This is a genomic window from Kluyvera sp. CHPC 1.2972 (genome assembly GCF_036759925.1).
Classification (GTDB): domain Bacteria; phylum Pseudomonadota; class Gammaproteobacteria; order Enterobacterales; family Enterobacteriaceae; genus Kluyvera.
Genome location: NZ_JAPKIB010000006.1, coordinates 39,177 through 51,280 on the forward strand (window position 1 = coordinate 39,177; position 12,104 = coordinate 51,280).

The window sequence follows — 12,104 nt, forward strand, 5'->3', positions numbered from 1 at the left end:
TTACTGCATCAGCAGGTAGATGGAGCTATCGCCACGCTGGATATTCAGCGCCAGTACGGAAGGTTTGCTATCGAGGATTTTACGCAGCTCAGCGATGTTTTTCACCGCCTGCTGGTTGGCTCCGACGATAATGTCCCCTTTCTTCAGGCCAATCTGCGCCGCCTGAGAACCCGCTTTCACGGTATTCACCACTACGCCTTTGTCCTGACCTTTGTTGCTCATTTCAGCCCCTTCGATGCCGCTGAAGATTGAGCTGGAGTCAACCTGAGTCTGGCTGCTCTGCTGCAGTTCCAGATCCACCGTTACCGGCTTACCGTCACGCAGCAGGCCAAGGCTGATTTTGCTGCCTACCGGCATAGTGCCAACCTGCGCACGCAGCGCGGCGAAGCTGCTAATTGCCTTGCCGTTCAGTGAGGTGATCACGTCACCGGCTTTAATCCCGGCTTTCGCCGCCGAAGAGTTCGGCATCACCTGGCTCACGAAAGCACCGCGCTGGGCATCGACTTTCATCGCTTTTGCCAGTTCGGAGTTCAGTTCGGTCCCCATGATACCCAGCTCGCCGCGTTTCACCTGGCCGAATTTCACCATCTGGTCAGTCAGGTTTTTCACCATGTTGCTCGGGATGGCGAAGCCGATACCGATGTTACCGCCGTCCGGTGCGAGGATAGCGGTGTTAATACCGATAAGCTCGCCGTTCAGGTTCACCAGCGCGCCGCCGGAGTTACCGCGGTTAATTGCCGCATCGGTCTGGATAAAGTTTTCGTAGTTTTCAACGTTCAGGCCGCTACGACCCAGCGCGGAGACGATACCGGAGGTCACGGTTTCCCCCAGGCCGAACGGGTTACCGATAGCCACGGTGTAGTCGCCGACGCGCAGAGCGTCAGAATCCGCCAGCTTAATCGCCGTCAGGTTTTTCGGATCCTGAATCTGAATCAGCGCGATGTCAGAACGCGGGTCTTTACCAACCACTTTCGCGTCAAACTTACGGCCATCGCTCAGTTGAACCTTAATGGTATTGGCGTTATCCACGACGTGGTTGTTAGTCACGACGTAACCTTTCGCCGCGTCAATCACCACCCCAGAGCCGAGGGCCATAAATTTCTGTTGCTGCTGTGGCTGATTGCCGCCGTTACCACCATCCGGGCCTGCACCGCCCTGACAGAACGGAGAGCTCTGGAACGGAGAACCATCCTGGCAGAACGGCGAGTTGTCGCCGAAGAACTGCTGGAAGTTACGTCCCATACGTGGTGTGTTTACCGTTGTGCTGCCCTCAACATTAATGCTGACGACAGACGGCATAACCTTTTCCAGCATCGGAGCCAGACTTGGCATTGGCTGTGCGGCGGATGCGGAAGAAGATGCCGTCTCTGCCGCGCTAGCGGACAACGGAGACAGAGCCAGACTTAAACTAAGAGCCAGTGCACTCATTGCTAACGTGGTTTTTTTCATGTGTTTCAATCTCAATATCAGATTACGCAAAATTGCTGTGTTCGTGACTATCAGATTCACTTTATGGCACTAAGTTCCGTACAACTGCATCTGCTAAAAGTAAAAATTTATTGAGCGTCTTTACAAAACTTCGGATTATTCTACCGCCATCAACCGCCGATATTCATCCCATGCGTAGAGGTCGGTCATTCCGCTGATATAATCCTGCAGCAGGCGGCAACGATAATAATATTCCATCACTGGGAACTCAACGGAATCACGGGAAAGTTTATTCACCGCCTCAACGTAAGCTAAACGATGACGCGTTGAGAGTTTACAAAATAACCGTGATTCGATAGGTAAATGGCGCACGCGTTCTTGCTCAACTAACTCGCTAAATTCGCTTAATGATAATTTAAGCAAAGGTGCGTAAATATCTAATAATCCGCCAATCACCCGGTAGCCCTGCAATTCTAACTGCTCGACTTCAGGATGGCTAAAGACATGTTTTCTAGCCACATTTTTGTATAGCTTCAGCAACTGGCTATAGCTACTGTCATCTTCCAGCAGTGCATGATTAAAATCCCCCTGGTAGATCTGCGGCAGATTTTCAATAAAGCGCTGCGCCGCGTAGGGCACTAGCTTATTTAATGTATTCACTCGCAAATACATAAAGAACTGATCTTCCGTACTGCGGCTTAATGAATTCGCCCGAGATTTATCCCAGGCGTTTTCCACCACCTGAGCGAACAGCGAACCCTTTGTATGTTCAGGCCAGGCGTCGTACAAATGCTGGTACAACTGCTCAACGCTGAAGATCCGTTTTTCTACTGCATCCTCGAGGTCAGCCACACAATAAGAAATATCATCAGCAGCTTCCATAATCCACGTTAATGGGAATCGATTGTAAGGCGCTAAATCCAGTTCTTTACGTAAGCGTTCAATATAGTGCTCTTCCGCCAGGTAGTAGCCCGGTTTTTTCATTAGATAGCTGTGCGTCGCCGGGGGCTCCGTCGACCACCAGGCCGGGCGCGTGTATTTTAAAATACAGCCAACCTGTGCCCAGGTCAGGTTCATACGCATCAGGGTATGCACCAGACGGATCCCCTGCGCATTGCCCTCAAAATGACAGAGATCCTGACGCACTTTGCTGCGCAGCGTATTGAGCGCGTCTTCGCCTTCACGGAGTTGAAGGTCGATAACCTCGCAGCGATCGTGGCTCAGCGGCTGGCGCAGTGCGTCTTTTGGCGCCAGGCGCTGACTGAACCAATCGTTGATTGCCGCTTCGCCAAAGTGACCAAACGGCGGGTTGCCGATATCGTGCATCAAGCAGGCCATCTCAACGATGCTTTCAAACGGCCCGGTCAGTTCGTCCAGGCCGTAGGCCGCCAACAGTTTCTTTTCCTTTAAGCGGCTCAGCACCTCTTTGGCGATATAGCGCCCCACCTGCTGCACTTCCATCGAGTGCGTCAGGCGGGTTCGCACCGCGGCGTTGCGCTCCAGCGGGAATACCTGCGTTTTTTGCTGCAGGCGGCGGATGGCCGGCGAGTTGATAATGCGCCCGCGATCGCTTTCAAAAATACGCAGAATCTCATGCTCGGAGCTGACACCCTGCGGCGAGCGATAACGCCGACGCCAGTTAATTTTATTGCGAAAATCAATCTTAGCCATAGCCTCTCCGTCGCGAGCTTCCTATTACAAGAAATGCGCTTCCCCTGAACCACATGATAAACTATGCCTTTAAACATGGCACATCGCGAGTAAATCTATGAAAATCGGCATTATTGGCGCAATGGAAGAAGAAGTTACGCTGCTGCGTGACAAAATCGAAAATCGTCAGACTATCACCATCGGCGGTAGCGAAATCTACACCGGCCAGCTGAACGGCGTGGATGTGGCGTTACTGAAATCCGGGATTGGCAAAGTGGCCGCCGCAATGGGCGCAACGCTGCTGCTGGAGCGCTGCCAGCCGGATGTGATTATCAACACCGGTTCCGCGGGTGGCCTGGCGCCAACGCTGAAAGTGGGTGATATCGTGGTTTCTGACGAAGCGCGCTACCACGATGCCGATGTCACCGCCTTTGGCTATGAAATTGGCCAGATGGCAGGTTGCCCGGCGGCGTTCAAAGCCGACGACAAACTGATTGCTGCCGCCGAAGCGTGCATCAAATCCCTCGATCTGAACGCCGTGCGTGGCCTGATTGTCAGCGGCGATGCCTTTATTAACGGTTCCGAAGCGCTGGCAAAAATCCGCACCAACTTCCCGCAGGCAATTGCGGTAGAGATGGAAGCGACGGCGATTGCCCACGTTTGCCACAGCTTTGCCGTGCCGTTCGTGGTAGTCCGCGCGATTTCCGACGTGGCCGACCAGCAGTCTCACCTGAGCTTCGAAGAGTTCCTGGCGGTTGCCGCGAAGCAGTCGACCCTGATGGTCGAAACGCTGGTGCAGAAACTGGCACGTGGCTAAGCGATTCCTGATAGGGCTGCTAGCCCTGCTGTTTAGCGCCCCGGCGTGGCTTGTCGCCGCGCCGCGGGTCATTACCCTCTCCCCCGCCAATACCGAACTGGCCTTTGCCGCCGGGATTACCCCCGTTGGCGTCAGCGCCTGGTCTGATTACCCCGCAGCGGCAAAAGAGATCGAACAGGTTGCCTCCTGGCAAGGCATTAACCTTGAGCGCATTGTCGCGCTGCACCCAGATGTCGTGCTGGCGTGGAAAGAAGGCAACGCCGAGCGTCAGGTGAACCAACTGCGTTCGTTGGGCATTACCGTGCTGTGGGTCGATTCGCACAGCATTGAAGAGATCGCCGCAACGCTGCGACAATTGGCGAAATGGAGCCCGCAGCCTGAAAAAGCCGAACAGGCCGCCGCCACGCTGTTGCATGACTATGCGCAGCTAAAGGCGCAGTATGCAAAATCGCCGAAAAAACGGGTGTTTATGCAGTTCGGCTTTAACCCCATTTTCACCAGCAACAAAAGCGCCATCCAGAACCAGATTCTGGAAGTGTGCGGTGGTCAAAATATCTTTGCCGACAGCCGCGTGGCCTGGCCTCAGGTCAGCCGTGAACAGGTGCTGATGCGCCAGCCGCAGGTGATTGTCGCCGCAGGTGATGCGGGTCAGATTCCGAAAATTCAGCACTACTGGGCTAGTCAGCTCACAATCCCTATCATTCCACTCAATAGTGACTGGTTTGAACGTGCAAGCCCACGTATTATCCTCGCCGCAAAACAACTCTGTACTGCACTATCGCAGGTTAATTAATCAGGTAATAGGTCATGCTTGTCTACTGGCTGGATATTGTTGGCACCATCGTCTTCGCTGTCTCCGGCGTCTTGCTGGCGGGGAAACTGCGTATGGACCCCTTTGGCGTTCTGGTATTGGGCGTGGTGACCGCCGTGGGCGGCGGGACCATTCGTGATATGGCGCTCGCCAACGGCCCGGTATTCTGGGTGAAAGACCCCACTGACCTGGTCGTGGCAATGGTCACCTCAATGCTAACTATCGTGCTGGTTCGTCAACCGCGACGCTTGCCAAAATGGGTGCTACCGGTGCTGGATGCCGTGGGGCTGGCAGTGTTCGTGGGGATTGGCGTGAACAAGGCATTTATCGCCCATTCCGGGCCGCTGGTTGCCGTCTGTATGGGCGTTGTCACCGGCGTCGGCGGCGGGATAATTCGCGACGTACTGGCGCGCGAAGTGCCGATGATCCTGCGAACAGAAATCTATGCCACGGCCTGTATTATCGGCGGGATTGTGCACGCCACGGCCTATTACACTTTCCAGATACCGCTGGAGAACGCCAGTATGATGGGGATGGTGGTGACGCTGGCCATTCGCCTGGCAGCGATTCGCTGGCACCTGAAGCTGCCGACCTTTGCGCTGGATGATAACGGGCGTTAAACCTGTGTAGCCCGGCCAAGCGCAGCGCCGCCGGGGATGCCCCGGAGTCGGCGCTAACGCACCTCGTCCGGGCTACAAAAGATGAAAATAAAAAGCCCACCAAAAAGGTGGGCGTTTTATTTATCTGCTCAGCAAGCTTAGATGCTGAAGGAAGAACCGCAGCCGCAGGTGCTGGTTGCATTCGGGTTGGTGACGATAAAGCGTGAACCTTCCAGACCTTCGGTATAGTCCACCGAACCACCGACCAGATACTGCAGGCTCATCGGGTCAACCACCAGGCCTACGCCCTGTTTTTCGATGGTCATGTCACCTTCGTTGATCTGGTCATCAAAGGTAAAGCCATACTGGAAGCCGCTGCAGCCGCCGCCGGTGATATACACGCGCAGCTTCAGGTTTGGATTCTCTTCATCCGCAATCAGGACTTTTACTTTTTTGGCTGCGGCGTCGGTAAACTCCAGCGGCAGCACTACGTCATCACTCATTTTTTGCTCCCATTAATACAGCGGGTCTGGGCAAATAATAACCCGACTCTTTTGGTCATTATCTAATACCCTGGTAAATCGTTCAAGTATTCTCCGGGGCCGACTGCCTGGCCTTAGCCTCTTGCTCGGCCTCCTGCTTCGCCAGGGTTCGCGCCAGAATCGTGGCGTAGAGCGGCTGTCCGCCGAGGAACTGCGCCAATAGCGTGGCACCGAGACCGGTAATAATCATTGGCAAAATGAGCTGATAATTGTCGGTCATCTCCAGCACCAGCACAATTCCGGTGAGCGGTGCGCGAACGGAAGCCGCTAGCAGCGCGCCCATTCCGGCAATCGCAAAGGTCCCCGCCTCCAGATTGTAGGCCGGGAACAGATGCATCGCCGCCATACCGAAGGCCGTACCCAGCAGCGTACCCAGCGCCAGCATTGGCGCAAAAATCCCGCCCGGCGCGCCGGAAGAGAAGCACAGCAGCGTGGTGATAACGCGGGCAACAAACAGGAACAGCAGCGAACCAACGGTAAAGTTCCCCGCCGCCGCAATCGGGATCAGGTTAAACCCGCCGCCCGCTGCTGCCGATTGGAACAGCCCCAGCACGCCGCAGCCGCCGCCAATCAGTCCGCCAATCAGCACCCATTTTGTCGTGTTACCGCCGTGGATACGGAAAAACATATCCTGGGTTTTCAGCACCAGGGTATTAAACAGCGGACCAACACAGCCGAAAATCACGCCCAGCACCAGATACAGCCACAGCGTGTTAACCGGCGCGTTGGTCAGTTTGCCCACTTCAATCACCGGCGTTTCACCATTGAAGATGCGGAACATGATGCTCGACATGATAACGCCGGTGAATACCGCTTTAATCGAGATCAGGCTGTAGCGGAACTGCGGGCGCATCTCTTCGATGATAAACAGAATGCCCGCCAGCGGCGCATTGAACGCTGCCGACAGACCCGCTGCCGCGCCGGTTGCCAGCAGCGTGTGGCGCGACTCTTCGTCACGCTGACGGAAAATATCGCCGACCATACGGCCGATATTGCCGCCGATTTGCACCGTCGGCCCTTCACGCCCAAGCACCATGCCCGAACCCAGCGTGCCCATCCCACCGAAGAATTTCACCGGCAGCACGCGCCACCAGCGTACCGGGCGCAGGTCTTCCAGCGCACCTTCAATCTCCGGGATCCCCGAACCGCCCGCTTCCGGCGCAAAGCGACGCATCAGCCAGTAGCCAAACATCGCCAGCAGCGCCGACAGCACAAACGCCAGCGGCCAGACCAGATACCAGCGGTCGGCAACCTGCGCCAGCGTGCTAATACGCAGGTTCAGCACCCAGTTCACCGCATGCTCAAACGCCACGCCGACCAACCCCACGAGCGAGCCAACGATGGCGGACATCAGCAGCACCATCAACGGGGTTTTATCACGGTTCAATAATTTACGCACTACGTCGCGGCGGCGTAAACGCACCATCCGCTGTGCCTCTAAAGGGGGTATTTCTGCTCTCATACCGTCATCACTAATTGGTAATACAAATACGAAGGGAAGGCATTTTACCCAGTCATGTGCGCGACGTCGCGAAAAAATTACACGCCGAATGCGTTGTTGCTACAGGGTAAAAACCAGGTTTATCACAGGTTAGTAGGAATGGAGAGAAAGTGGCGCAGAAGATCGTTTGAACGGACCTGACCGGTTGACGTCCCTGGTGTTGGAATCTCTGCGCCTGATAAGAAAGGGCTATCGTCAACATGCCTCCAGGCAGAGGCATGTTTTTAGGTTGTGTAATACCTTACTCTTCTACTGGCTCAGGCTTCTTTTTCGCCAGCACGTTGTAAACCACCAGCAGAGCGAAAATACCGGTAATCGTCATGGTGATGGTGCCTGGCGTCATAAAGCGCGCCATGTTGCCAAGAATAATCCCCACCACGCCGAAGTCGGTATCGGAGAAGGTGGTGTTGGTTAAGCCCAGCGCACCCAGTACCGGAATCAGCGCCACCGGTAAGAAGGTAATCAGAATACCGTGAGCGAAGGCACCGAGAATCGCGCCGCGTTTACCGCCAGTCGCATTACCGAATACCCCTGCCGTTGCCCCACAGAAGAAGTGAGGTACGACGCCCGGCAGAATCAGTACCCACTTGAGCTGCCCAAGGATGAACAGCCCCACCAGACCACCGACAAAGCTTGAGATAAAGCCGACTAACACCGCGTTTGGCGCATACGGGAAGACGATTGGGCAGTCCAGCGCCGGACGTGCGTTAGGCACCAGACGCTCGGAGAAACCGGTAAATGCCGGAACAATCTCCGCCAGAATTAAACGCACACCCTGCAGGATAATAAATACCCCAGCCGCAAAGGTGATGGCCTGGATAAAGGAGTAGACCAGGTAGTTCTGACCGTGGCTAAAGTTGCTCTCGACGTACTCTTTACCTGCGGAAATCGACAGGACCAGATAAATGATCATCATCGTCAGAGAGATAGAGATCGTGCTATCGCGCAGGAAGCTCAGGTTCTTAGGCATGTTCATCTCTTCGGTAGATTTAGAACCTTTACCGACGACAGAACCGATCCACCCAGAAAGTACGTAGCCAACCGTACCGGTATGCGCCAGTGCTACCTGGTCATTACCGATAATTTTACGCATATAAGGTTGTGCAATGGCCGGGAAGAAGCCCATTAACATGCCGAGCGCCAGTGAGCCGGTATAAATAAGCTGAACGCCTTCGAAGCCGGCTACCGACAGAATAATCGCCACCATACAGGCCATGTAGAAGGTCACATGCCCGGACAGGTAGATATATTTTAAACGGGTGAATCTCGCCACCACAATATTCGCCACCATACCGAACGCCATGATAAGCGTGGTTGGTGCGCCATATTTTTCCAGCGCAATAGAGACCATCGCCTCATTGTTCGGAATAATACCCTGCACATCGAAGGCCTGCTTGAAGATATCACCTAACGGCGATAGCGAGCCGACCAGAACCAAAGCCCCGCCGGATAATACCAGGAAGCCCAGTATCGTTTTAACGGTCCCTTTAATGACATCAGGGAAGGATTTTTTTTGTGCCACCAGGCCGAACAGCGCCACCAGCCCGACAAGGATTGATGGCACCTTCAGGATATCAACAATAAGCTGTAAAACGTTTTGAACAAACATATTAACCTCTGTCGCAGGGTATTTTTCTTGCCCGACTTAATTATTGCTGGTCAAAGTAGTCTTTTATTTTTTGTTCAACTTCGTTCAGGTCGATAATGTTATTAATGACAATAACTTTATCTGCCGGTAAGTTAGCGCTGAAGGCGATATCTTTCGCCATCACGAAAACATCGGCCACGTCGGGCGTGACGGAACCCAAATCAGAGTGCTCAACGTCCGCGGTGATATTAATTTTTTTGAGCACCTTTTTGATGTTCATTTCCATCATAAAGCTGCTACCCAGACCTGAACCACATACCGCCATAATTTTCATAGTAGACCTCATATTTCTACGATTGGGGTGTCATTAACAAGACGCCGACGTTTCACCGAGCAAAATCGCCTGCAATTCTTCAGTACTTTGCGTATCAAAAATCTGCTGCATCACCTCATCATCTGACAGCACTTCGGCGAGCTGCGAAATCATTTCAATGTGACTATTGCTGTCCGGGGCGGAGAACATGAAAATCGCGTCCACCGGATCGTTCTCTTCTGAATTGAACTCAACCGCCTGCCCCAGTTTGACGATGGAGAGCCCCAGCGCCATTGCGCCCTGCTCGGGCCGGGTATGTGGCATCGCGATGCGCGGAGCAATCACGAAATAGGGGCCGATCTCTTCTTTCTGTTTGATAATCGAATCGATATAGGCCGGTGAAATCGCCCCTTCATCCAGCAGTGGGCGGCCAGCAATCTGAATCGCCTCTTTCCAGTCACTTACTGATGGAACATACTGAACTTTGTTTTTATTCAGCCAGTTGGATAATGTTGGCATGGAGATTACCTATCGTTCTTAATGATAAAAATGGGTGACTACAGCATGCGACGGGCCGTTTCCGTCACATTCTCTTTCGTAAAGCCAAAGTATTTAAACAGGACGCTCGCTGGCGCAGATTCCCCAAAGGAGTCCATGCCAATAACCTTCCCATCCAGCCCGGTATAGCGCTGCCAGAACCCTTCAATACTGGCTTCTATCGCCAGACGGTTACGCACGCGCTTCGGCAACACGGACTCTTTGTAGGCTTCATCCTGCTTATCAAAGCGCTCGGTGCACGGCATCGAAACCACGCGAATCTGGTGGCCTTCCTGCTGTAGCGTACGGGCAGCGGCAACCGCCAACGCCACCTCTGAGCCTGCGGATATCAGGATCAGCTCAGGTTCACCGTCGCAGTCGACCAGCACATAGCCGCCACGCGCAATATTGTTAAGCTGTTCCGCACTGCGAACCTGCTGTTCAAGCGGCTGGCGGGTCAGCACTAAGGCCGAAGGCCCGTCCTGACGTTCAATTGCCTGCTGCCAGGAGACCGCCACTTCCACCTGATCGCATCCGCGCCAGGTTTCCATATTCGGTGTCAGGCGCAGCGAGGCCAGTTGCTCAACCGGCTGGTGCGTCGGGCCATCTTCGCCCAGACCAATGGTGTCGTGGGTATAGACAAAGATGGAGCGAATTTTCATCAGCGCCGCCATGCGCAGCGCATTACGGGCATATTCCATAAACATCAGGAAGGTGCCGCCGTAAGGGATAAACCCGCCGTGCAGCGCCAGGCCATTCATGATGGCGGACATGCCAAATTCACGAACGCCATAAGAAAGGTAGTTCCCCGCCCCATGCTCGGCGGTAAAATCGACGGACTTCTGATGCCTGGTCAGGTTAGACGGCGAAAGATCCGCAGACCCGCCCATCAACTCAGGCATCATATCGGCGAAAAAATTTAAGCAGTTCTGGCTCACCTGGCGCGTGGCCAGCGATGCCGGATTGGCCTGCAAATCGTCGATATAGTGCTGGATATTTCCCGCCCACTGCGCAGGCAGTTCGCCTTTCATACGACGCACAAACTCGGCAGCCAGCTCTGGCCATTGCAGTGCATAGTCGGCAAACAGCGCGTCCCATGCCTGCTCGTCCTGCGCCCCTTTTTCGGTCGCATCCCAGGCGGCATAGATATCGGCAGGAATTTCAAACGGCGGATACGGCCACTCAAGGCGTTCACGCACCAGGGCGACTTCATCGGCCCCCAGCGCGGAGCCGTGACACTCATGGCTGTCCGCTTTATTCGGCGAGCCGAAACCGATAATGGTTTTACAACACAGCAGGCTTGGTTTATCGCTGACCTGTTTAGCTTCGCGAACGGCAGCGTCAATCGCCTGCGGGTCGTGACCATCAATACCTTCAATCACGTGCCAGCCATAGGCACGGAAGCGGGCGGCGGTATCTTCAGCGAACCAACCTTCAACGTGCCCGTCGATAGAGATGCCATTATCGTCCCAGACGGCAATCAGATTCCCCAACCCTAAGGTTCCGGCCAGGCTGCATGCTTCATGGGAGATACCTTCCATCAGGCAGCCATCGCCCAGGAATAGCCAGGTGTGGTGATCGACGATATCAAACCCAGGCTTATTGAATTCAGCGGCCAGCGCTTTCTCGGCAATGGCCATGCCGACGGCGTTCGCCACCCCTTGCCCCAGCGGGCCGGTGGTGGTTTCAACGCCGGGCGTATAGCCATACTCTGGGTGGCCAGGTGTACGCGAGTGAAGCTGACGGAATTCACGGATGTCATTCATGCTCAGGTCATAACCCGTGAGGTGCAACAGAGAATAAAGCAGCATCGAGCCATGACCATTCGACTGCACATAGCGATCGCGGTTAAACCACTGCGGATTTTTTGGGTTATGGCGAAGGTGATGGCGCCAGACAACCTCGGCAATATCAGCCATACCCATCGGTGCGCCCGGATGGCCAGAGTTGGCTTTCTGAATCGCATCGACGCTCAGAATTCGAATGGCATTCGCTAATTTTCTGTTGCTCATACGTCTCTCTTTTTACCTGGATTTTACGTTCAACAATAACGTTTGCGGGGTTTTCCCCACGCCAGCATGAATAGACATGTCGAAAGAAACCTTAGTTTTTATCGTTGTATCACTCCGCCATACGGTTCAACGCGGCTTGAATTCTCTTTCGGCAACCAGCAATAAAATAAACATTAAAATACAATGAATTACTTTATATTCTCGCGCTATTACTGCATCCTTATGCCTTTCAATATACGTCTATACATGTTTCACTTGTCTAGTCATCTTGATGATGCACATAGACGTGTCCAGATACAATATGCA

At 54.0% G+C, this 12,104-nt stretch carries 11 protein-coding genes; 3 read left to right on the forward strand and 8 right to left on the reverse strand.

Going from position 1 to position 12,104, the window contains the following annotated elements; genetic code table 11:
- Both degP and dgt read right to left on the reverse strand, forming a co-directional pair.
- A complete protein-coding gene (gene degP, locus V6944_RS11780) occupies positions 1 to 1,449 on the reverse strand; it encodes a serine endoprotease DegP (RefSeq protein WP_333499080.1) in 1,449 nt (482 codons plus the stop codon).
- A 135-nt stretch (positions 1,450 to 1,584) separates the two neighbouring features.
- Positions 1,585 to 3,099, reverse strand: a complete 1,515-nt coding sequence (gene dgt, locus V6944_RS11785; protein ID WP_333499081.1) for a dGTPase — start codon at positions 3,097 to 3,099, stop codon at positions 1,585 to 1,587.
- Positions 3,100 to 3,196: 97 nt separating this feature from the next.
- Between dgt and mtnN the strand changes: the two genes are divergently transcribed.
- Genes mtnN through V6944_RS11800 form a run of 3 tightly spaced genes read left to right on the forward strand, consistent with a single transcriptional unit; the run spans position 3,197 to position 5,326 of the window.
- Entirely contained in the window at positions 3,197 to 3,895 is a 699-nt protein-coding gene (mtnN, locus tag V6944_RS11790) for a 5'-methylthioadenosine/S-adenosylhomocysteine nucleosidase (protein ID WP_333499082.1), read from the forward strand.
- Positions 3,888 to 4,688, forward strand: a complete 801-nt coding sequence (btuF, locus tag V6944_RS11795; RefSeq protein WP_333499083.1) for a vitamin B12 ABC transporter substrate-binding protein BtuF — start codon at positions 3,888 to 3,890, stop codon at positions 4,686 to 4,688. The genes mtnN and btuF overlap by 8 nt, the downstream gene beginning before the upstream one ends.
- 14 nt (positions 4,689 to 4,702) lie before the next feature.
- Positions 4,703 to 5,326 carry a TRIC cation channel family protein gene (locus V6944_RS11800; protein WP_185669229.1) on the forward strand — a complete coding sequence of 208 codons (624 nt, stop codon included), beginning with the start codon at positions 4,703 to 4,705 and terminating at the stop codon, positions 5,324 to 5,326.
- A 137-nt stretch (positions 5,327 to 5,463) separates the two neighbouring features.
- Here the strand turns inward: V6944_RS11800 and erpA are convergent, their stop codons facing one another.
- The 6 genes from erpA to tkt all read right to left on the reverse strand — a co-directional run bounded on the left by erpA (position 5,464) and on the right by tkt (position 11,798).
- Positions 5,464 to 5,808 (reverse strand): iron-sulfur cluster insertion protein ErpA, encoded by a 345-nt coding sequence (gene erpA, locus V6944_RS11805; protein WP_035891950.1) that lies wholly within the window; start codon positions 5,806 to 5,808, stop codon positions 5,464 to 5,466.
- A gap of 82 nt (positions 5,809 to 5,890) precedes the next feature.
- Positions 5,891 to 7,309 carry a H(+)/Cl(-) exchange transporter ClcA gene (gene clcA, locus V6944_RS11810; protein WP_333499084.1) on the reverse strand — a complete coding sequence of 473 codons (1,419 nt, stop codon included), beginning with the start codon at positions 7,307 to 7,309 and terminating at the stop codon, positions 5,891 to 5,893.
- A 280-nt stretch (positions 7,310 to 7,589) separates the two neighbouring features.
- Positions 7,590 to 8,957 carry a PTS ascorbate transporter subunit IIC gene (locus tag V6944_RS11815; RefSeq protein ID WP_333499085.1) on the reverse strand — a complete coding sequence of 456 codons (1,368 nt, stop codon included), beginning with the start codon at positions 8,955 to 8,957 and terminating at the stop codon, positions 7,590 to 7,592.
- Positions 8,958 to 8,997: 40 nt separating this feature from the next.
- Positions 8,998 to 9,270, reverse strand: coding sequence for a PTS sugar transporter subunit IIB (locus V6944_RS11820; RefSeq protein ID WP_185669232.1), 273 nt, complete (start codon positions 9,268 to 9,270; stop codon positions 8,998 to 9,000).
- Positions 9,271 to 9,303: 33 nt separating this feature from the next.
- Positions 9,304 to 9,768 carry a PTS sugar transporter subunit IIA gene (locus V6944_RS11825; RefSeq protein WP_333499086.1) on the reverse strand — a complete coding sequence of 155 codons (465 nt, stop codon included), beginning with the start codon at positions 9,766 to 9,768 and terminating at the stop codon, positions 9,304 to 9,306.
- Positions 9,769 to 9,806: 38 nt separating this feature from the next.
- Complete coding sequence (tkt, locus tag V6944_RS11830) at positions 9,807 to 11,798, reverse strand: transketolase (protein WP_333499087.1); 1,992 nt, start codon at positions 11,796 to 11,798, stop codon at positions 9,807 to 9,809.
- Positions 11,799 to 12,104: the final 306 nt, after the last annotated feature.